This window comes from Streptomyces sp. NPDC003300, from assembly GCF_040610915.1.
Taxonomy (GTDB): domain Bacteria; phylum Actinomycetota; class Actinomycetes; order Streptomycetales; family Streptomycetaceae; genus Actinacidiphila.
Genome location: NZ_JBEXNE010000010.1, coordinates 146,917 through 168,170, shown reverse-complemented (window position 1 = coordinate 168,170; position 21,254 = coordinate 146,917). Strand labels below are relative to the sequence as shown.

17 protein-coding genes are annotated in these 21,254 nt (G+C 74.5%); 10 read left to right on the top strand and 7 right to left on the bottom strand.

Annotated features, from left to right (window positions below; all coding sequences use genetic code 11):
• Positions 1-121: 121 nt before the first annotated feature.
• Positions 122-1,087, top strand: a complete 966-nt coding sequence (locus ABZX65_RS17425; RefSeq protein ID WP_355339939.1) for a DUF1152 domain-containing protein — start codon at positions 122-124, stop codon at positions 1,085-1,087.
• Positions 1,088-1,256: 169 nt separating this feature from the next.
• Here ABZX65_RS17425 and ABZX65_RS17420 read toward each other — a convergent pair whose 3' ends face one another.
• The 3 genes from ABZX65_RS17420 to ABZX65_RS17410 form a co-directional block, all read right to left on the bottom strand.
• The gene (locus tag ABZX65_RS17420) at positions 1,257-1,688 is read right to left on the bottom strand and encodes a VOC family protein (protein ID WP_355339936.1); all 432 of its coding nucleotides are present in this window, start codon (positions 1,686-1,688) and stop codon (positions 1,257-1,259) included.
• Between the two features lie 100 nt (positions 1,689-1,788).
• On the bottom strand, positions 1,789-2,778 hold the full coding sequence (locus ABZX65_RS17415; RefSeq protein ID WP_355339933.1) for a hypothetical protein: 990 nt from the start codon (positions 2,776-2,778) through the stop codon (positions 1,789-1,791).
• A 255-nt stretch (positions 2,779-3,033) separates the two neighbouring features.
• Positions 3,034-4,611: an MFS transporter gene (locus ABZX65_RS17410; RefSeq protein ID WP_355339930.1), complete on the bottom strand. Its 1,578-nt coding sequence runs from the start codon at positions 4,609-4,611 to the stop codon at positions 3,034-3,036.
• Positions 4,612-5,053: 442 nt separating this feature from the next.
• Between ABZX65_RS17410 and ABZX65_RS17405 the strand changes: the two genes are divergently transcribed.
• The 3 genes from ABZX65_RS17405 (at position 5,054) to ABZX65_RS17395 (ending at position 7,664) form a co-directional block, all read left to right on the top strand.
• Positions 5,054-5,704, top strand: a complete 651-nt coding sequence (locus ABZX65_RS17405) for a TetR/AcrR family transcriptional regulator (RefSeq protein WP_355340154.1) — start codon at positions 5,054-5,056, stop codon at positions 5,702-5,704.
• Between the two features lie 175 nt (positions 5,705-5,879).
• The gene (locus tag ABZX65_RS17400) at positions 5,880-6,806 is read left to right on the top strand and encodes a cysteine/serine endopeptidase inhibitor (protein ID WP_355339927.1); all 927 of its coding nucleotides are present in this window, start codon (positions 5,880-5,882) and stop codon (positions 6,804-6,806) included.
• Between the two features lie 267 nt (positions 6,807-7,073).
• Entirely contained in the window at positions 7,074-7,664 is a 591-nt protein-coding gene (locus tag ABZX65_RS17395; RefSeq protein ID WP_355339924.1) for a 3'-5' exonuclease, read from the top strand.
• Between the two features lie 24 nt (positions 7,665-7,688).
• Here the strand turns inward: ABZX65_RS17395 and ABZX65_RS17390 are convergent, their stop codons facing one another.
• Both ABZX65_RS17390 and ABZX65_RS17385 read right to left on the bottom strand, forming a co-directional pair.
• Positions 7,689-8,807 carry a winged helix DNA-binding domain-containing protein gene (locus ABZX65_RS17390; protein ID WP_355339921.1) on the bottom strand — a complete coding sequence of 373 codons (1,119 nt, stop codon included), beginning with the start codon at positions 8,805-8,807 and terminating at the stop codon, positions 7,689-7,691.
• A gap of 9 nt (positions 8,808-8,816) precedes the next feature.
• Positions 8,817-9,239: a VOC family protein gene (locus ABZX65_RS17385; protein WP_355339918.1), complete on the bottom strand. Its 423-nt coding sequence runs from the start codon at positions 9,237-9,239 to the stop codon at positions 8,817-8,819.
• A gap of 120 nt (positions 9,240-9,359) precedes the next feature.
• Here ABZX65_RS17385 and ABZX65_RS17380 point away from each other — a divergent pair, with 120 nt between their 5' ends.
• The 6 genes from ABZX65_RS17380 to ABZX65_RS17355 all read left to right on the top strand — a co-directional run bounded on the left by ABZX65_RS17380 (position 9,360) and on the right by ABZX65_RS17355 (position 18,901).
• Positions 9,360-10,442, top strand: a complete 1,083-nt coding sequence (locus tag ABZX65_RS17380; RefSeq protein WP_355339915.1) for a WYL domain-containing protein — start codon at positions 9,360-9,362, stop codon at positions 10,440-10,442.
• A gap of 358 nt (positions 10,443-10,800) precedes the next feature.
• The gene (locus ABZX65_RS17375) at positions 10,801-11,400 is read left to right on the top strand and encodes a hypothetical protein (protein WP_355339912.1); all 600 of its coding nucleotides are present in this window, start codon (positions 10,801-10,803) and stop codon (positions 11,398-11,400) included.
• On the top strand, positions 11,397-12,089 hold the full coding sequence (locus ABZX65_RS17370) for a Fic family protein (protein ID WP_355339909.1): 693 nt from the start codon (positions 11,397-11,399) through the stop codon (positions 12,087-12,089). The genes ABZX65_RS17375 and ABZX65_RS17370 overlap by 4 nt, the downstream gene beginning before the upstream one ends.
• Before the next feature lie 318 nt (positions 12,090-12,407).
• Positions 12,408-16,484, top strand: a complete 4,077-nt coding sequence (locus tag ABZX65_RS17365; protein ID WP_355339906.1) for a Pls/PosA family non-ribosomal peptide synthetase — start codon at positions 12,408-12,410, stop codon at positions 16,482-16,484.
• Between the two features lie 133 nt (positions 16,485-16,617).
• Positions 16,618-17,973, top strand: coding sequence for a M1 family metallopeptidase (locus tag ABZX65_RS17360; RefSeq protein WP_355339903.1), 1,356 nt, complete (start codon positions 16,618-16,620; stop codon positions 17,971-17,973).
• Positions 17,974-18,088: 115 nt separating this feature from the next.
• Positions 18,089-18,901 carry a maleylpyruvate isomerase family mycothiol-dependent enzyme gene (locus tag ABZX65_RS17355; RefSeq protein ID WP_355339900.1) on the top strand — a complete coding sequence of 271 codons (813 nt, stop codon included), beginning with the start codon at positions 18,089-18,091 and terminating at the stop codon, positions 18,899-18,901.
• Between the two features lie 115 nt (positions 18,902-19,016).
• On the opposite strand, the gene ABZX65_RS17350 is transcribed toward ABZX65_RS17355, so the two are convergent.
• Both ABZX65_RS17350 and ABZX65_RS17345 read right to left on the bottom strand, forming a co-directional pair.
• Positions 19,017-19,724: a response regulator transcription factor gene (locus tag ABZX65_RS17350; protein WP_355339897.1), complete on the bottom strand. Its 708-nt coding sequence runs from the start codon at positions 19,722-19,724 to the stop codon at positions 19,017-19,019.
• Positions 19,721-21,118, bottom strand: coding sequence for a histidine kinase (locus ABZX65_RS17345; RefSeq protein WP_355339894.1), 1,398 nt, complete (start codon positions 21,116-21,118; stop codon positions 19,721-19,723). Before ABZX65_RS17345 ends, ABZX65_RS17350 begins: the two co-directional genes overlap by 4 nt.
• Between the last annotated feature and the right edge of the window lie 136 nt (positions 21,119-21,254).

Here is a 21,254-nt window from a genome sequence, read left to right as displayed (position 1 = left end):
AGCGGCAACTGGCTTGACGCGTCGGGGATTCGGCACGTCGCGCGGTGCGGGGTGCGGTGTCGGGTCATGACCTGCGGATGTCCTCAACGGCCTCGCTCCGCGCTCCTGTTACCGTCCCTGGGTGTACTCCCTTCATGAGCCCGCCCTGTTCACGCGGCTGCGCGACGCGCGGCGCGTGCTCGTCGCCGGCGCGGGCGGCGGCTTCGACGTCTACGCCGGACTGCCGCTGGCGCTCGCGCTGCGCGCCGAGGGCAAGGAAGTGCACCTGGCGAATCTGTCGTTCGCCGATCTGCACGGCCTGGACCTGGGCGTGTGGCTGGACCACGACGTGGCCGTCATCGGGCCCGACACCGTGGCCAGGGGCGACTACTTCCCCGAGCGGACGCTGGCGCGCTGGCTGGAGGGGCAGGGCCTCCCGTCCACCGTCCACGCCTTCGACCGGACGGGAGTCCAGCCGCTGCGAGCCGCGTACCGCGCGCTGATCGCCCACCTCGGCGGCGTCGACGCGATCGTCCTCGTCGACGGCGGCACCGACATCCTCATGCGCGGCGACGAGAGCGGACTCGGCACCCCCGAGGAGGACATGGCCAGCCTCGCCGCCGTCCGCGCGCTGGACGAGGTCCCCCAACGGCTCGTCGCCTGCCTCGGCTTCGGCGTGGACGCGTACCACGGGGTCAACCACGCCCTCGTACTGGAGAATCTGGCCGCTCTGGAGCGCGACGGCGCCTACCTCGGGGCCTTCTCCCTCTCCCCCGCCAGCCGCGAGGGCGCCCTCTACCTCGACGCCGTCGCCCACGCCCAGGCGTCCACGCCCGAGTACCCGAGCATCGTCCACGGCTCCATCGCCGCCGCCACCCGCGGCGACTTCGGCGACGTCCAGTTCACCGCCCGCACCAAGCGCAGCGAACTCTTCATCAACCCCCTCATGTCCCTCTACTTCTGCGTCGACGCCGTCGGCCTCGCGCGCCGCAACCTCTACCTCGACCGCATCGAGGACACCCACCTCACCCGCCAGATCAGCTCCGCCATCGAGCAGTTCCGCGACACCCTCCCCCGTCAACGCCCGCCCCGCACGTACCCCCACTGACTGGCATCCCGCCGGATCAAGACCCAGACCGTCCGCCCCGCACCCGGGTCCTGCCCCCTCCGAGGGTGCCTCTCGTCCTCGATCATCGAGCCGGACGAGTACCGCGTCCCTGCGCTCCGGGTCGTCGATCTCCGGGCCGACGCCTCCGGCGCGGGTCCCCGCGAGCGCGTCAGTCGAGGCAGAACTCGTTGCCCTCGATGTCCTGCATCACGATGCACGAGTCGCTGCCGCCGTCGTACAGCAGCCGTACGCGCACCGCGCCGAGCGGGATCAGCCGCGCGCACTCGGCCTCCAGGGCGGCCAGCCGCTCCTCCCCCGCCAGGCCGGTGCCGACCCGTACGTCGAGGTGCACCCGGTTCTTGACGGCCTTCCCCTCGGGGACGCGCTGGAAGTACAGCCGGGGCCCTGCCCCCGAGGGGTCCACGCACGCGAACCACGACCCCCGCTCCTCCGGAGGCTGCGCGGCGTCGTACTCCCCCCACGTCCCGAATCCCTCCGGCGGCGCCGGCACCACGTACCCCAACACCTCGCACCAGAACCGCGCGACCCGCTCGGGCTCCGCGCAGTCGAAGGTCACCTGGATCTGCCGAATCGCCGCCATCACCCCACCCTAGCCGGGCCCCGCCCGACCCCTGGCCGGCCCGCCCGCCCGGCGCGGCAAGCCAGGGCCCTTCGGGCCAGAGCCACCCGGGGACGGGAGGTCAGCCGGTGGCTTTCCAGTGGGTGTAAGGGGTGAGCATCTGGAAGGTGCGGGTGGGGCAGTAGAAGGAGCCGGCGGGGGAGTCGTAGTGGGTGTCGGCGTTGGCGGTGGAGGCGGGGGACCACGTGCCGTTGGTGCGGACGGCGATGTTGGCGGACTCGAAGGTGAGGTTGGCCATGTCGGCGCAGGAGGACGCCTGTCCGGAGGTGCCGACCGTGGAGTAGAGCTCTTCGATGTCCCAGCCGTCGGTGCGGCCGGACTGGTTGGTGCCGGACTGGGCGAAGAGGGTGTCCCACTGGCCGGTCGAGTAGTTGTAGAGGTCCGCGGACCAGGTGTTGGAGGCGGCGGAGGTCTTGACGACGCGGCCGGTGTAGGAGCCGGTGCCGCCGGTGTAGGTGGTGAGGAAGGAGCTGTTGATGGTGACGGAGGCGGCGAAGTTGACGCTGCGGCACCAGTCCCAGGCGGAGACCGAGCGGACGGTCCGCGTGTAGACGGTGACGAGTTCGACGCAGGAGCCGCCCGCCGGGTACATCGTCGGGGTGTAGATGGTGGTGCCGCTGTCGTGCACCGTGAGCTGGGTCGAGACGGACTGGGTGGCGCACGAACCGTCCGAGCCGGACAGCGACTTGAACGCCGTGCCCTGCGCCGGGTGGATGTCGAGCAGCGGCCGTACGACGGTGCCCGTGGCCGGGGAGGCCGTACCGAGCGGGCCCTTGGCCGCGATCCCGGACGGCGTCCCGTACTGCGAACGGTGCTGCCGCGTCAGTGAGTTGAGCTGGCGGTGGACCTCGGCCGCGGGCAGCGCCCCGCTGACGGTACGGCCGGAGACCGTCGCCGAGCCGCACGCGGGCGCGGCGGCCACGGGGGACGGCGCGAGGGACGGCGCGGGGGACGAAGGGGCCGCCGCCGCCGTGCCCAGGCCGCAGCCCAGGGCCAGCGCCGCCGCGGTCACGAAAACGGTCGCCGTCGATTTCGGCTTCAGACTGCTCACGAGGCTTCTCGGACTTCTCACGCTGATGCGATCCTCTCGGAGGGCCGGGTGGTGCATGGGGCTCGCGTTACGCATGAGGTCATGCCCATGACAACCTGACCCGACCCGAAAGAGCCGTCTTCGGCCGGTAGTTGACCGTACGGTGGCGGGAAAGAGCCCGCCCCCGTACAGCCGAGCCACCGCGTGGCCGTACCCGTACAACCGGACCCCGTACGACCCGCCGCCGTCCGGCCGTACCGTCCCCTCAGTCCCCCCTCAGTCCCCCGTCGGCACCAAGTCCCGCTCCACGGACGGGGATTCACGCCCCGGCGCCCCGGTCCGCCGCAGCACCGTCAGGGCGACGGCCACGGCCGCGACCAGCAGCGCGGCGCCCAGCGTCAGGCCGAACCCGTACCCGTCGGAGAGCGCACCGAGCGTCGCGCGTCCGCCCGTGCGGTGCTGCGCGGCGGTGCCCAGGGCGGCGAGGCCGAGGGAGGCGCCGATCTGGCGGGAGCTGTTGAGCAGGCCGGAGGCGGTGCCGGTCTCGTGGGGCGCGACGCCCGCCGTGGCGGTGGAGACGACCGGGCCGAGGCAGAGGCCGAAGCCGACGCTGGCGACGATCGAGGGGCCGAGGATGTCGGCGGCGAAGGACCCGTCGGCGCTGATCATGCCGAACCAGCCGAGCCCGACGGCCGTCAGGATGCCGCCGGTGACGAGCAGGGTGCGCGGCGGGAAGCGGTAGCCCAACTTGATGGCGAGCACGGAGCCGCCGATCAGGCCGAAGGTGAAGGGCAGGAACATCGCGCCGGTCAGCGCGGGCCCCTTGCCGAGGATGTCCTGGAGGTAGAGGGAGACGAAGTAGAAGGACGGCGTCATGGCGGCGCCGACCAGGAGGTTGAACGCGTTCGCGCCGGAGACCGAGCGGTTGGCGAACAGGCCGAGCCGGATGAGGGGTTCGCGGGCCGTGGTCCGCTCGACGGAGAGGAAGGCGGCCAGCAGGACGACGGCGACGGCGAGCGTCGAGAGAGTGGCGCCCGAGGTCCAGCCGTGCCGGTCGGTGCGGACGACGCCGAAGACCAGGAGCGTCATGCCCGCGGTGGCGAGTACGGCGCCGAGCACGTCGGGGCGGCCGGCGCGCGCGTTCGGCGCGGTCGCGGTGACCCCGCGCCAGGCAAGTGCCAGCGCGCACGCGGCCATTGGCACGTTGACCAGCATGACCCAGCGCCAGCTCGCGTACTGCGTGAGGACACCGCCGATCACGACGCCGAAGGCGCCGCCCGCCGCGTTGACCGCGCTCCAGATGCCGAACGCCCTGACGCGCGCCCGGCCTTCGGGGAACGTCCCGGTCAGCAGCGCCAGCGCGGCGGGGGCGAGGGCGGCGGCGCCGATGCCCTGGATCGTGCGGGCGGCGACGAGTTGGGCGGGGTTCTGGGCGAGGCCGCCGCCGAGGGAGGCCAGGCCGAACAGGGCGAGCCCGAGCAGCAGCACCCGCTTGCGGCCGTAGCGGTCGGCCGCCTTGCCGCCGAGCAGGAGCAGGCCGCCGTACGTGAGGGCGTACGCGTGGATCACCCAGGTCAGGCCGACCGGGCCGAAGCCGAGGCCGGACGCGATCTGAGGCAGTCCGACGTTCACGACGGACACGTCGAGCGACACCATGAACTGGACGACGGCGACGACCGCGAGGGTCAGCCCCGGGCGGACGGCCGCCGGGGCCCCGCTCGGCGGGGCTGTCGGGGGCGCCGGGATGCCGGTGCCTCCGCCGGTGCCTCCGCCCGGACCCCGGCCCGGACCCCCGCCCGGACCCCCCGGTTCGATCGGGCTGCTGCTCGGACTCTTCCTCAGCCTCTTCCGCATCGCGGACTCCCCGTTCTCGGCGCCGGCGCGCGCCGCTGCTCTCTGCCGTCCCGACTTTAGGAACGTGTTCCGAAAGTAGCACCGGATGGACCGGATGGGAATCGGGAGGGGGGCGGACGGGGACGGACGCGGGGGGCCGGAGGCGGACGGGGGTACGCCGGGCGGCCGGGGGCGGGCACGGCGGCCGTACGCGGCCGGGGCGCGCTTCACGGGTACGGACGGACCCTCGCGCAGGTCACGGCGTACGTCGTACGGCCCGCGCGCGGCGGCGCGGCATGATGGGCCCATGCCCCGACCGCCCACACAGCCCGCGTCGCCCCAGCCGTCCGAGCAGTCCGCGTCGCCCGAGCAGCCCGCGCCGTCCAAGCAGCCCGAGCAGCCCGCGCCGTCCAAGCGCGCAAGCGCCGCCCCCGCGCCGAACGGCCGCACCGGCCGCCCGCCCGTGACCTCCCGCGCGGAGATCCTCACGGCGACCCGTCGGCTCATCGACCGCGACGGCTGGGAGAAGCTGACGATCCGGCGGCTGGCCGCCGAGCTGGGCATCGGGCCGACGACGCTCTACCACCACATCCGGGACAAGGAAGACCTGCTCGTCCAGTTGCTCGAACACCACATCAGCCAGCTCGAACGCCCCGAACTCCCCGCCGATCCGCGCGACCGCGTCATCGCGTCCGCCACCGCGCTGCACGACGCGCTCGCCGCCTGGCCGTGGGCGGCGGAGGTGCTGACCACGGACGGTTTCGTCGGGCTGCTCGACGAATCGGCGCTGTGGATGGTCGAGGGCATCGTGTCCGGGGCGGACGAACACGGCTGTACGCAGGAGCAGTCCGTGCACGTCTTCCGCAGCATCTGGTACTACACGGTCGGCGAGATCCTGGTGCGCGCGCACTCCGTACGGTGGCCGAGCGGCGGCGAACCGCCCGTGTTCCGCGAGACGTTCGACGCGGAGAAGGTGCCGCACCTGGCGGCCGTCAGCGGCCGGTGGCACGAACTGGCCCTGCGGGACACGTATCGCGACGGGCTGCGGACGTTCGTGGACGGGCTGCTCGCGGCGGGCGCGCCGGGGGCTCGGGGGCCGGGCGGGGGCGCGTGACCTGTGCCCGGTGGGAGGGCATGACAACGACGTCCTGAACCGTTCGGTGTGCCGCCGCCTCGCCACCGTACGGCGGCTTGTTCGCGTACTGTCAGCCCCGGACGCCAAGTACGCCCCGTGCTCAACGCCTTGCTCAGGCTCCCCCCACTCTGAACAGACGTAGAGGAGAGGTACATTGCGCGCTCCGCGAGGTGTCAGGCGAGGTATCAGGCGAAGCGTCAGGCGACGGGTCGGCCGACGGGTCACGCGCCGCGTCACGTCCTGGCTCGGCGCCCTGGCGGGTGCCTCGGCGCTCGTGCTGCTCGCCGGCGGACCGGCCGTGGCCGCCGTGCCGGTCGGGCAGCCGATGAGCGGGTCGATGACGTACTACAACGACGTCGGGTACGGCGCGTGCGGGACGCGGATCGACGCGTCCACGCAGTATCTGGTCGCGGTGTCGTACCAGTGGTGGACCTCGGCCAACCCCAACAACGACCCTCTGTGCGGCGGGATTTCGGTCCAGGTCACGTACAACGGCAAGACGCTCACGGTGCCGGTGGCCGACAAGTGCCCGACGTGCGACGCGACGCACATCGACCTGAGCCAGCCCGCCTTCGCGGAGTTCGCGCCGCTCGGGACGGGTGTCGTCACCGGCATCACCTGGCAGTTCGTCTCCTCGAACGGCACTCCCCCGCCGCTCGCCGCGCCCACCGGCCTGCACGCGACCGCCACCACCGACACCTCGGTCGCCCTGTCCTGGACCGGCGTCTCCGGCGCGGCCTCGTACACCGTCTACCGCGGCGGCGCCCAGGTCGGCACCACCGGCGGCACGTCCTTCACCGACACCGGCCTCACCGCGGGCACCGCCTACACCTACACGGTCGCCGCCGCCACCGCCTCCGGCACCGTCAGCCCCGCCTCGGTCCCGCTGTCCGCCACCACCACCGGAGGCGGCAGCGGCACCCCCGCCTGCCCCGCCCCCTGGAGCCCGTCCACCTCCTACGTCCCCGGCAACGCCGTCTCCTACAACGGCCACAAATTCACGGCGACTTACTACTCCACCAACGCCGTCCCCACCGACCCCTCCTCCTGGGCCGTCTGGACCGACAACGGCCCCTGCTGACCGCCCAGTTGCCCGCCCCCTACGCCGGACGTCCGGCCAACCCCACTAGATCCGCCGCCCGAAGCACCCTCCCGGGAACGTCCGCCTTGGGGTCAATCCTGGATCAGGCCCCCGGTCAGGACCGGGGGCACGTGGCCTGTTGGGGGCGGAGGCGGCCGCCGGTGACGCGGACGCGGTAGAAGACGCCGACGCATCCCCGTACCTCCCGGCCGAAGGCTGGTCGGGAAATGGTTCGGCGTCCGGCGGCTGGCTTCCTATGCTCGACGGATGAATTGGGGCGGGGAGTTGCTGAATGTCGTGGATGTCGAGGCGACGTGCTGGGACGGACAGCCGCCGCCGGGGGCGGTGAGCGAGATCATCGAGATCGGGCTGACCGTGGTGGACCTGGCGGCCGGGGAGCGGGTGGGGCGGCACCGGTGGGTGGTGCGGCCGGTGCGGTCGCGGGTGAGCGCGTTCTGCACGGAGTTGACGGGGCTGACGCAGGCGGAGGTGGACCGCGGGGTGTCGTTCGCCGACGCCTGCGGGGAGTTGGCGCGGGAGCACCTGGCGGGGGCGCGGGTGTGGGCGAGTTGGGGGGACTACGACCGGCACCAGTTCACGCGGCAGTGCCGGGCGACGCAGGTCACGTACCCCTTCGGCAGGTCGCATGTGAACGCGAAGGCGGTGTTCACGCAAGGGTACGGGCTGCGCAAGCGGCCGGGGATGGCGGAGGCGCTGCGCGTGGCCGGGCTGCCGCTCGAAGGGCGGCACCACCGGGGCGAGGACGACGCCTGGAACATCGCCGCCCTCGTCCTCGACCTCGCGCGCGCCGACGCGTGGCCGACGCGCGAGGAGACGTACGGACCCCAACAGCCGTAGACCAAGGGCGCGTTCAAGCCGCGCCTACGCGGTGCGGACCAGGTCGCTCTCCCCGTCCGTGAGGAAGGCCGCCAGGGCCCGGCCCTCGTCCATGACCGCGGCGCGCTCCGCCCGCCGCAGCGGCCGGAGCGGGGTGACGGCGACGCCCCGCGCCTCCGCCGTCCACGTGGCGGCGACGCGGCCGTCGACCAGGACGACGCGCTGACCGGCGACGGACAGGCCGCGGTGGGCGTCGTCCACGATCCTGGTCCGGTCGGCGTAGCCGAGAAGGGCGTTGTCGAAGGCGGGCAGGAAGCGTACGGGCGCGGGGGTGCCGGGGTCGGGGCGCGGGGCGTCGGGGAGGTCGAGCAGTTCACGGCCCTGGGTGTCGCGGAAGGCGACGAGTTCGGGGCGTACGGCGGCGACCGCGGCGGGGAGCCCCGCGAGGCCGGACCAGGCGCGCAGGTCGGCGGTGGCGGCGGGCCCGTACGCGGCGAGGTAGCGGCGTACGAGCGCCTGTCCGACGAGGTCCTCCGCCGCGTCGTCCGCGGGCGGCGGGTCGATGTCGCGGCCGAGCCACGACGAGAGCAGGACGTTGCGGACGCCCGACTTCGTACGCCACAGGCCGCGCGGGGGCCGCTGCGCCATGGGGAGCAGGGCGGCGACCACGAGTTCGCCGAGGACGCGCCGGGGCGGCCCCGGCCAGCGGTCCGCGAGCGCCGCGACGATCTCGGCCATCGTGCGGGCCTCGCCGTCGGCCACGACGGCGCGGGCCGCCGCCGCCAGCGCGGCCAGGTCGATCCCGGCCAACTCGTCGCGGTACGTGCCCAGGACGCGCTGCCGCAGCATCGGATCGTGGCGGGCCCGCCAGGCGAGCGCGTCCTCGGCGGTGACGAGATGGACGGTACGGCGCATCAGATGGGTGCGCACCACCTCGCGCCCGGTCAACAGGCAGTCCAGCGCGGCGGGTTGGAAGCCGCGCAGCCGTGACCAGAGCCCGGTGAACGGCTCCTGCGGTTCCTGCGCCTGGACGCCGCCGAGGTGCGCGACGGCGTCCAGGACCGGCAGGTCCGAGCGCTCCAGCAGGAGTTGGCGGGCCAGGGTCGCCCGGTTCAGGGCGCGGCTGTCGAGCGGCGGCGTCACGTACGGCGTCACGTGCGGCATGACGTGGCGTCAGCCGCCGTACGGGGCAGTGACGTCCAGGACCCACACGACCCCGAAGCGGTCGGTGAGCATGCCGTACAGCGGCGCCCACTGCGCGGGCGCGAGCGGCTGCGCGACCGTCGAGCCGTCCGCCAGCTTCTCCCAGAGCGCGGTGATCTCCTCGGCGCTGTCGCCGCGCACCGAGACGAAGAAGGCGTTACGGCCCTGGTCCCAGGGCAGGTGCGACGGGACGTCGTACGCCATGACGTGGAAGCCGTCGTCGGACACGACCTCGCCCCACATGATCCAGTCGGCCTCGCTCTCGGCCTGTACGGCGCCTGCGTCCTTGTACGTGACGGCGGTGAGGCGCCCGCCGAAGACGGACGCGTAGAAGTCGAGCGCCGCGCGGGCCTCGCCCCGGAAATTCAGGTGGGTGGCGGTCGTGACGGACATGGGTGGCTCCTTGCGCTGTCGGGTTCGAACCTTCGTGACCTGCGTGTTTCCCGGTCTGCGACCCACCCTCGCACCCATACAGGACAGTTTCTGTCCTGTACTCGGGAGAGAATCGGACGTATGCAGAAAACGTCGGCCCGGCTGCTCTCCCTCCTGTCCCTGCTCCAGACCCGCAGGGACTGGCCGGGCGGCGAGCTGGCGGAACGCCTGGACGTCAGCGCCCGTACGGTCCGCCGGGACGTGGACCGGCTGCGCGAGCTGGGCTATCCCATCGCGGCCGCCAAGGGCCCCGACGGCGGGTACCGGCTCGACGCCGGGGCGCGGCTGCCGCCGCTGCTCTTCGACGACGACCAGGCCGTGGCCCTGGCCATCGCCCTGCGGATGGCCACGGGGGCGGGCGCGGGCATCGAGGAGGCAGCCGCCCGCGCGCTGGCGACCGTACGGCAGGTGATGCCGGCGCGGCTGCGGCACCGGATCGACGCCCTGGAGGTGACGGCCGTCCCGCCGCCCGGCGCCGCGACCGCCGACAGCGACGTCCTGACCGCGCTGGGCGCCGCCGTCCACGCCCGCGAGGTGCTGCGCTTCGACTACGCGGGCCCGCCGGAGCCCGAGGCCGGGGCCCCTGCCGCTCCCGCCGCGCAGGAGCTCGGTGCCGCCGCCGCACCCCGCACACACGAGCCCGGCTCCGCCGCCGCCCCCCGCACACAGGGGCCCGATTCCCCCGCCGCACCCCGCCGCGTCGAGCCCCACCACCTCGTCGCGCGCGGCGGGCGCTGGTACCTCCTGGCCTGGGACCTCGACCGCGCCGACTGGCGCACCTTCCGCGCCGACCGGATTCGCCCCCGCACCCCCACGGGACCCCGCTTCACCCCCCGCGACCTGCCCGGCGGCGACGTGGCCGCCTTCGTCACCGCCCGTTTCCGCGGCGCCGAGGCCCCCGCGCGGGGCGCGGCCGACTGGCCCTGCCGCGGTGTCGTCGTGCTCGACCTGCCCGCCTCCGCCGTCGCCCCCTACGCCCGCGACGGCCTCGTCGAACCCCTCACCGCCGACCGCTGCCGCCTCACCCTCGGCTCCTGGTCCTGGCCCGCGCTCGCCGCCGCCCTCGCCCAGTTCGACACCGCCGTCGAGGTCATCGGCCCGCCCGCGCTCAAGGACGCCTTCGCGACCCTCGCCCGGCGCTTCGCCGCCACCGCCGGTCAGTAGGCCCCCGGCGGCCGGAAAACCGGAGGCGGACACGGGCGCGGGCCGCGACACTGAACGGCTGTCCGCATCCCCGCCCGCACCCGCACCCCCGGAGCCCGCCACGTCAGCCGAGCAACCCGCCGCACCGGCCGAGCAACCCCCCACACCGGCCGAGCAACCCGCCACACCCGCCGAGCAACCCGCCACACCGGCCGAGCAACCCGCCACGTCCGCCGAGCAACCCGCGCCACCGCCCCCGTACCGCGTCCCCACCTGGCCCGAACTCGACCCGGAGCGCCACCCGTTCGCCTGGGACGACGCCGAGAAGGCGCGAGTCGAGGCGCTGGTCAGGGAGTTGGTGCCGCAGGTGCGGTCCGGCATGGCGGGCAAGTGGGCGCGGGAGCGCCGCTGCGTGCCGCGGATCACCGCGCTCTTCGTCGAGCGGTACGGATCCTGGGCGCGGGAGTGGAACTGGAGCGTCGGCGAGGGCGACAACGACGGCGGTGTGGTCGGCAGTTGGTGCTGCGGGGCGCACTCGGTGACGACACCGGACGCGACCGCGGCCAAGGCCGTCGCCGCGCTGACCGAGTGGCGGGACTGGCTGGAGGAACTGGCTGAGCGCTTCCGGGAGTTGGCCCCGGCACCGGATGCCTCCCCCGAGCAGCGCAGTTGGCACCTGGAACGCGCGGCGGTCCGGCTGGTCACGCGCGTCGTGGACCGTACGCAGGCGGAGAGCGGCTGGTACGGAACGTGCCGACTGGTGCTGGGGTGGTACCTCACCTCCTGCGGAATGGGTGACGCCGAGGCCACGGCCGTGGTCGACAGCGCCATCGGCGGACGCTTCACGAGCTGGGTCGCCCCGCCGTCCACGCTCGTCGACTCGGTCGGCGAGGATCTGGCCGTCGCCCTGACCGGCCGCCTCCCCTACCGCGACCACCGCGAGTACAGCCACCTCGAAGAGCGGCACGACGGCGGATGACGTCCACCGCGCCGCAGCCGCCCGGGGACCCGGCCGTTCCCGCGAGCGCGTACGGGACCGGCCCCGACGCGCTGGCGGCCTGGTGCCGCGTACGGCGGCGGGTCGACTGGACGGCCACCGGCGCCGACGACGTGACGGCAGGCCGGACCACCCCGGCCGTCGACGGCTTCGCCGCCTGGTGCGCGGGCCCCGTCCGGCGCCGCGACCCCGTCCGCGCCCGCCGCCTGCTGGCCGCGTACGAGGCGGCCCGCGCCGACGCCGTATGCGAAGTGCCCCTGACGTTCGGCCTGTTGGCCGGGTGGCAGCGGACCGTGCTCGGTGCGGACGAGGCGGCGTTCAGGACCGGGGACGCGTACGCGAAGGGCGGCCGGGAACGGTACGGGCTGAACTCGCGCACCCCGGCGGACTTCGCGGAGTGCCTGGCCCAAAGCGCGGACACCGCCGTGCCGTTGGCCGCGCGCGCCGCCCGGACGTATCTGGACGTGGCCTTCTTCCACCCCTTCGCCGACGGCAACGCCCGTTCCGCGCTGCTGGCGTTGACGTATGTGCTCGCCCGCGAAGGCGTCGTCCTGCGCGAGGTGGGTCCGCTCACGATCGCGCGTTACGCGGACGACGCGGCGGGAGCCGCCGATCTCGCCGTGCTCGTCACGGTCCTCGCGCGACCGTCGGCGAGCCGGAGAACGGTCTGACCCCAGTCGTACATCTCCCGTACACCGCACGTTCGCCGCGATGACATCGCGCGGCCATCTCTTCGCGGCTCCTCGTGTGTGTTGCGGCACGTTCGGCCGCGCCGGCCGGGCGTCGGCGGGCGGGGCGGAAGGGGCGGTCGCCGCGCAGGTCAGAGGGGGCGCGAGAGGGGGCGGAAACGCGTTCGAAACGCGGGTGGGCGCGGGGTCGCTCGGGAGGCGGCGCGGAAAGGCCGCCCGTAAGATTGGTCGGCTTGTCTTGCTTTGTACGCCTGAGCAGGGTGCCGGGCCCCCGGACGGGGGACGAGGGACGAGGAGCGCATGGATCTGAGCGTGGAGAGCGACCCGCTGCGGGATGTGGACCTGCTGCTGGGAGTGCTGGACGCGGCCGAACGGCCGAGCCTTCCGCACGCCCACTTCGCGGGAGGCACGGCCGCCGGGGCGCGGACGCTGCTGGACGTGCTCGACGCGACCGTCCTCGCGCACCCGCAGGAGCCCGCGCTGGACGACGGGCGCACCGCGCTGACGTACCGCGCGCTGGCCGCCGAGGTCGACACGCTGCGGCGCGGGCTCGCGGCGGCCGGGATCGGGCCGGGCGACCGGGTCGGCGTGCAGGTGCCCTCGGGCAGCAACGACCTGTACGTCAGCATCCTGGCCGTGCTCGCGGCGGGCGCCGCCTACGTCCCGGTGGACGCCGAGGACCCGGACGAGCGGGCCGAGCTGGTCTTCGGCGAGGCGCGGGTGGCCGCCGTACTGGGCGCGGACCGCGCCCTCACCCTGACCGGCGCACCTCACGCGCCGACCGGCACCCCTCACGCCACCGCCCGGACCGGCCCTCCTCACGCCACCACCGTGACCAGCACCCGTCACGCCACCACCGTGACCGGCACCCGTCACGCGCCGAACGACCCGCCCGCGTCGAAAGCCCCGCGCCGCCCCTCCCCCGACGACGACGCCTGGATCATCTTCACCTCGGGCTCGACCGGCCGCCCCAAGGGCGTCGCGGTCACGCACCGCAACGCGGCGGCGTTCGTGGACGCCGAGGCCGCGCTGTTCCTCCAGGACGAGCCGATCGGTCCCGGCGACCGCGTGATGGCGAGCCTGTCGGTGGCCTTCGACGCCTCGTGCGAGGAGATGTGGCTGGCCTGGCGCAACGGCGCCTGCCTGGTCCCGGTCCCCCGCTCGCAGGTGCGCGGCGGCAGCGACCTCGGGCCGTGGCTGGCCGAGCAGGAGATCACGGTGGTCTCGACGGTGCCGACGCTGGCCGCGCTGTGGCCCGCCGAGGCGCTGAACGAGGTGCGGCTGCTGATCTTCGGCGGCGAGGCGTGCCCGCCGGAGCTGGTCGAGCGGCTGGTCACCGAGGGCCGCGAGGTCTGGAACACCTACGGCCCGACCGAGGCCACCGTCGTCGCCTGCGCGGCGCTGCTGACCGGCGAGGGCCCGGTACGGATCGGGCTGCCGCTGGACGGCTGGGAGCTGGCCGTGGTGGACGAGGCGGGCGAGCCGGTGCCGATGGGCGGCAGCGGCCAGCTCATCATCGGCGGCGTCGGCCTGGCCCGGTATCTCGACGCCGAGAAGGACGCGGAGAAGTACGCGCCGCTGGAGTCGATGGGCTGGGCGCGCGCGTACCGCAGCGGCGACCTCGTACGCGCCGAGCCCGAGGGGCTGCTGTTCCTGGGCCGCGCCGACGAGCAGGTCAAGCTCGGCGGGCGCCGGATCGAGCTGGGCGAGGTGGACGCGGCGCTCCAGGCGCTGCCTGGCGTGGCGGGGGCAGCCGCCGCCGTACGCACGACCAGGCGCGGCAATCAGCTGCTGGTCGGTTACGTGGTGGCGAGCGAGGGCTGGGACCGGGCCGCGGCCGTCGCGGAGCTGTCCACGAAGCTGCCCGCCGCCCTCGTACCGCTGCTGGCGACCGTCCCCGGCCTGCCGACCCGCACCTCGGGGAAGGTGGACAGGGCCGCGCTGCCCTGGCCGCTGCCGGAGTCGGCGGGCCCCGCGCCCGGCGAGGAGGCCGCCGAGCCGCTGCGCGGCACCGAGGCGTGGGTCGCCGAGCAGTGGACCGAAGTCCTCGGCGTGCCGGTGGTCGAGGCGCGCGACGACTTCTTCGCGATCGGCGGCGGCAGTCTGGCCGCGGCCCAGCTCACGACGCTGCTGCGGACCCGCTTCCCGTCGGTGGCCGTCGTCGACATCTACCAGGCGCCGACCGTGCGCAAGCTGGCCAGGATGCTGGACCGTTCCGTACGGGACGACCGCCCGGCCCGCGAGATCGCGCCGGTGTCCGCCCGCGCCAAGGCCGTCCAACTGCTCGCGCTGCTGCCGCTGTTCGCGCTGACCGGGCTGCGCTGGACGACCGGGCTGCTGGCGCTGGGCAACACCCTGGCCTGGACCGGCCACTACCCGTGGGCGCCCACCGCGTCCTGGTGGCTGGTCGCCGCCGGGGCCGTCCTGCTCTTCAGCCCGCCCGGCCGCCTCGCGCTGGCCGCGGCCGGGGCCCGGCTGCTGCTGCGCGGGCTGACCCCCGGCAGCTATCCGCGCGGCGGCGGCGTCCACCTGCGGCTGTGGGCGGCCGAGCGGCTGGCCGAGGCGACCGGCGCGACCTCGCTGTCCGGGGCCTGGCTGATCCGGTACGGCCGGGCGCTCGGCGCGCGGATCGGCCCGGACGTGGACCTGCACTCGCTGCCGCCGGTCACCGGCATGCTCAAGCTCGGCCGGGGCTGCGCGGTCGAGGCCGAGGTCGACCTCGCCGGGTACTGGCTGGACGGCGACCGGCTCGAGGTCGGCCCGGTGAAGGTCGGCTCCGGCGCCGTCGTCGGCACCCGCAGCACACTCCTGCCGGGCGCCAGGATCGGCAAGCGCGCGCAGATCACGGCCGGGTCCAGCGTCACCGGGCAGGTGCCGACCGGGCAGAGCTGGGCGGGCGCGCCCGCCGTCAAGGTCGGCAAGGCCGAGCGGCGCTGGCCCAAGCAGCGGCCCGCGCGCCGGGCCCGCTGGGCGGCGGCGTACGGCGCGAGCGGCGTCGGCGTGACGCTGCTGCCGCTGATCGCCGGGCTCGCGGCGCTGGCCGTCGCGGCCTGCCTGGTGCCCGCCCACAGCGGTCTCGGCGCCGCCGCGCGGGGCGCGCTCATCGCGCTCGTCCCCGCCACCCTCGCCTTCGCGCTGGTGTACGCGGCGCTGCTGATCGCCGCCGTCCGGCTGCTGAGCCTGGGCCTGCGGCCCGGCTGGCACCCGCTGCACAGCCGCGTCGGCTGGCAGTCCTGGACGGTCATCCAGCTCATGGACGCCGCCCGCGACAAGCTCTTCCCGCTGTACGCGGGCCTGATCACGCCCGTGTGGCTGCGGGCGCTCGGCATGAAGGTCGGCAGCGGCGCCGAGGTCTCCACGGTGCTGGCGATGCCGAGCCTCACCACCGTCGGCGACGGCGCGTTCCTCGCCGACGACGTCCTCGTCGCCCCGTACCAGCTCGGCGGCGGCTGGCTGCGGATCGGCGCGGCCGAGATCGGCGAGCGCGCGTTCCTCGGCAATTCGGGGATGACGGCGCCGGGGCGCGCCGTCCCGGACCGCGGCCTGGTCGGGGTGCTGTCGGCGACGCCGAAGAAGGCCAAGGAGGGCCGCTCGTACCTGGGCATGCCGCCGGTACGGCTGCCGCGCACGGCCGACGACGCCGACCAGAGCCTGACGTACGCGCCGCCGGTACGGCTGGTGTGGGCGCGCGGGCTGGTCGAGGTCTGCCGCCTGGTGCCGGTGCTGGCCTCCGCCGCGCTGGCCATACTCGTCCTGGCCGTGCTGGCCCGGCTGGCCCGCGACGCGGGCGTCCTGGCGGTGTCGCTGCTGTCGGGGCCGGTGCTGCTGGCCGCGGGCGGCGCCGCCGCCCTGGTGTCGATCGCCGCGAAGTGGCTGCTCGTGGGCCGCTTCCGGGCGGTCGAGCGCCCGCTGTGGAGCGGTTTCGTGTGGCGCAACGAGCTGGCCGACACCTTCGTGGAGGTGCTGGCCGTGCCGTGGCTGGTCGGCGCGGTGCCCGGCACCGCCGTGATGAGCCTGTGGCTGCGCGGGCTCGGCGCGCACATCGGCCGGGGCGTGTGGTGCGAGAGCTACTGGCTGCCCGAGGCCGACCTCGTCACCCTGGAGGACGGCGTCAGCGTCAACCGCGGCTGCGTCCTTCAGACCCACCTCTTCCACGACCGGATCATGCGCATGGATACGGTGGTGCTCCGCACGGGCGCGACCCTCGGTCCCGGTGGCATCGTGCTGCCCGGCAGCGAGATCGGCGCCCGCAGCACCCTGGGGCCCGCGTCCCTGGTGATGCGCGCCGAGTCCATCCCCGCGGACAGCCGCTGGCTGGGGAATCCGGCCGAGGTGTGGTTCGAGGAGGAGCCGCCCGCGCGGCGGGGCGAGGCGTGAGAGGTCGCCCGCGGCCGGCCGGGGGCGGACGCGGTCCGTCGGGCGGCGCGCCACGTGCCGGCGCGCCGGCACGTGTGCCCGGCCCGTCCGGGGGAACGACCAGGCCGTACGGGGGTGCGGCCCGGTGGGAACGATGAGCGAGGAACCGTTGAGCCAGAAGCGAGCAGCCGGGCCGGGGGCGGCGGACCCGTACTTCCCCGCGCACGGCGACAGCCGTTACGGCGTCCACAGGTACGAACTGGCCCTGGACTACCGGCCCGCGTCCAACCGGCTGCGCGGCACGGCGCGGCTCAGCGCGGTCGCGGGCGGCGCGCCGCTGCGTGAATTCGCCCTGGACCTCGCCGACTTCAGGCTCCAGCGGGTCGTGGTCGACGGTCGGCCCGCGCACTACACGCACCGGGCGGGACGGCTGCGCGTACGGCCCGCGAAGCCGGTCGAGGCGGGCGCGGCCTTCACCGTCGAGGTGGCCTACACCGGCAACCCGCAGCCCATCAACAGCCAGTGGGGCGGCCTGGGCTGGGAGGAGCTGACCGACGGCGCGCTGGTGGCGAGCCAGCCGGTCGGCGCGCCGTCCTGGTACCCGTGCAACGACCGGCCCGCGGACAAGGCGTCGTACCAGATCGCGGTCACCGCGCCGTCCGCGTACACCGTGGTCGTCGGCGGGCGGCTGCTGTCCAGGACCACCAAGGCCAGCAGCACCACGTGGGTCTACGAGCAGGCGGCGCCCACGTCCAGCTATCTGGTGACGGTGTCGATCGGCCGCTACGAGACGGTCCAGCTCACCGGCGGCGCCTCGCTGTTCGCACCGCGCCGCCCGGTACCGCAGACCGGTTACGTACCGGCGGGGCTGCGCGGCGAATTCGCCGTCGACTTCGAGCGGCAGACCCGCATGATGGACTTCTTCGAGGACGTCTTCGGTCCGTATCCGTTCGGCGAGTACGCGGTGGTCGTCGCCGACGAGGAGCTGGACGTGCCGGTGGAGGCGCAAGGCATGGCCACCTTCGGCACCAACCACCTGGGGGGCAGGCGGCATTGGGAACGGCTGGTCGCCCACGAGCTGGCCCACCAGTGGTTCGGCAACAGCCTGTCCATCGGCGACTGGCGGCACATCTGGCTCAATGAGGGCTTCGCCAAATACGCCGAGTGGCTGTGGTCGGAGCACACCGGCGGCCCGCTCGCCGCCGCGCACGCCGCCACCGCCCACGACCGCCTCTCCCGGCTCCCGCAGGACCTGCGCCTGGGCGACCCGGGACGCCGTCTGATGTTCGACGACCGCCTCTACCAGCGCGGCGGCCTCACCGTCCACGCCCTGCGACTGGCCCTCGGCGAGGGCGCGTTCTTCCGGATGCTCAAGGCGTGGACGACCATAAACCGCCACTCGACGGTGGTCACGGCCGACCTCGCCGCGCACGCGGCGCGCTACAGCGCCGACTCGCTCGACCCGCTCTTCACGGCCTGGGTCCACCGCACGCCGCTGCCCCGGCTCTAGGGCGTGTCCGCCGGAGGGCCGGGGGCGGGCGGGGAGCAGGGAGCGGCGGTCGTGGCCCGCGTCGCGCGACGCGCACCCTGGACAGAAGCGGCGGGCTCGGTCACTCTTCTGCACCATGACGGTACCCAGCCCCCTGGTCAGCGCGGACTCGCCGCTGTCCGTGGCCGTCCCGGCCGTCGCCGAGCGGATCGCGGCGCTGCTGCGGTCGCCCTCGGACATGGCCGTGCCGATTCCCGGCGCGCGGTGGACGGTTGGGGAGGCGGCGGCGCATCTGATGCTGGCCAACGCCCTGATGGCGGACCTCGCCGCCGGGCGCGAGCGGTCGTACGGCGACGGGACGCCGGGTGGCCTGGCCGCTGCCAACACCGCGTCCCTGGAAGCCTTTACCGAGCGCGACCCGGCGATCCTGGCGGCCGGGATCGTCCGGCACGCGCGGGCGTTCACGGACACGGCGCCGTCCAGGGAGCCGGGCACCCAACTGGCCACCCCGATGGGCCCCATGGACCTCGGCCACCTCGGCGCGTATCTGCTCGCCCACATGCTCGGACACGGCTACGACATCGCCGTGGCCCTCCGCCGCCCCCACATGGTCAGCCCCCAACGGGCCCTGCTCACCGTCCCGTTCCTCATGACGGCCATGCCCCGCGTCGTCGAACCCCGCACCGCCGCCGGGCACACCGCCTGCTACGACCTCCGCCTGCGCGGCGGCCCCCGCTTCACGGCCACCTTCACCGACGGGGCCCTCGCCGTGACCGACGCCCCGCCGCGCCGCCCCGACTGCACGATCGTCACCGAGCCCGTCACCTTCCTCCTCATCGCCCTCGGCCGCCGCACCGCCACGAGCGCGCTCGCGCGCGGCGCGATCCTGGCCTGGGGCCGCAGGCCCTGGCTCGCGCCGCGCTTCCCGACGCTGTTCACGGCGCCCTGAGCCGGGGGCGCTCGGGCGGGGGCGCTGAGCCGGGGTCTTGAACCGGGTTCTTTGAACCGGAGTCTTTGAGCCGGGGTCTTTGAGCCGGGGTGCCGACTCCGTGCTCAGGCAGCGCTCAGGCCGTGCCGACGAGGCCCGACTCGTACGCGATGATGACCAGCTGGACCCGGTCGCGGGCGTCCAGCTTCGTGAGCAGGCGGGAGATGTACGTCTTGACGGTCGCACCGCTGATGAAGAGCTCGGCGGCGATCTCGGCGTTGGCGCGGCCGAGGCCCACGAGGGTGAGGATCTGGCGTTCGCGGTCGGTGACGGCGGCCAGCCGCGCGGGAGCGTGTGCGTCCACCGGCCCCGCGGGCGGCGGCTGTTGGGCGAAGTGCGCGATCAGGCGGCGCGTGACGGCCGGGGCGATGAGGCCGTCGCCCGCCGCCACGACGCGGATCGCGGCCAGGATGTCGTCCAGCGCCATGTCCTTGACCAGGAACCCGGACGCGCCCGCGCGCAACGCCCCGTAGACGTGGTCGTCCTGGTCGAAGGTCGTCAGCACGAGGACGCGCGGGACCCCAGTCGCGTACACCGGGTCCTCGGTGATCCGGCGCGTCGCCTCGATGCCGTCCATGCCGGGCATGCGGATGTCCATGACGACGACGTCCGGCCGCAGTTCGGCGCTCAGCCGAACGGCGTCCGCGCCCGTACCCGCCTCGCCGACCACCGCGAGGTCCGGCGCGTCGGTGATGATCATGTCGAGGGAGGCGCGGACGAGGGGCTGGTCGTCGACGAGGAGGACGCGCACGGGGACCGCAGGTCCGGCGGCGTCGACGGTCATCGGACGGGCTCCGCGACCGGCATACACGTGAACGTCCCCGCGTCGGGAGCTGGTTGGGCCTCCTGGGGCGGCACCGGCAGCCGGGCCGTCACGCGGAAGCCGCCGTCCGGGCGCGGCTGCGCCGAGAAGTCGCCGTGCAGCAGTCCGACGCGCTCGCGCATGCCGACGATGCCGTAGCCGCCGCGGGCCGGGGCCCGTACGCCGTGCGTCGTCGTACGCGCCGGGTGCGGCTCCGGGTCCGCGCCCGGGTTGCTGACCTCGACGGCCAGCTCCGCCGCACGGAAGTCGATGGTCACCGCGCAGGACCGCGCGCCCGCGTGCCGTACGACGTTCGTCACCGCCTCCTGGACGATGCGGTACGCCGACAGCTCGATCTCCGGAGGGAGTTGGCGCCGTACGCCGGACCAGGTCACGTCCACGCGTACGCCCGCGGCCGTCGTGGTCTCGGCGAGCCGGGGCACGTCGGCGATTCCCGGCGCGGGGGCGGCCCGTACGGCCTCGCGCGTACCGTCTCCGCCCGCGTGTGCGCCGCTCGCGTGCGCGCCGCGCCCGGTCGCGCCCGTCCCGGCAGAGCCGTTCCCCTGCGCGCCGTTCCCGTCCGCGCCGTTCCCGTCCGCCTCGCGCAGGGCGCCGAGCATGCGGCGCAGCCCGGTCAGCGTCTCCCGCCCCGCCGTCTCGATCTCGCCGAGCGCGGCGCGGGCGCGGTCCGGCTGGGTGTCGAAGACCTGCCGCGCCGCACCGGCCTGGAGCGCGACGATCCCGATGGTGTGCGCGACCATGTCGTGCAACTCCCGTGCGATCCGCAGGCGTTCGGACGTGATTGCCCGTTCCGTCGCCTCCGCGCGCAACGCCTCCGCGTGCGCGTGGCGCTGCCACACCGCGTTGCCGACCAGCCACACGATCGCCGTCGTGAGCGCGGCCGTCAGCGTCGTCGTCGCGTCGGTCTCGTAGCCGAGCAGCGCGCGACCGCCCGAGTAGCCGACCAGCGTGGCCAGCGCCAGCACGCCCGCCGTCGCCGACGTGCGCAGCGGCTGCGTCGCCGCCAGATAGCAGACCGCCACGTCCACCGCGAGGAACTGCAACAGCGGGATGTCCCCCACCGCCATGGCCAACACCGAGCAGACGGTCCCGGTGAGCAGCAGGCACAGGGCGGGGAGCGGGCGGCGCTCGCGGCGCGCGGCGGCCAGGACGAGGACGGCCGCGAGGACTTCGTCCAACTGGTTGCCGAGGCTCAGGTCGAGGACGCTGAGGCCGCGGGTCTGCGTCTGCTCGAAGACGGTGTACGCGGTGACCGCGAACCAGATCAGCGCCATCCACGTACCCGGCCGTACGCGGGAGAGGCGTTTGAGCGGTGAGTGGGTGAAGTCCATGCTCAGCTCCCTGCCCAGGTCCATGCTCCGAGCGTAACGACCGTCCCCCACCTGGGCATTCACCCGGGGACGTAAGCCCGTGGGCGTACGGCGGGGCGGACCGTTCCGCGACCGGCGGACAGGGGGACGTCCTCCGGCGGCCGATGACCCCGCGCCGCTC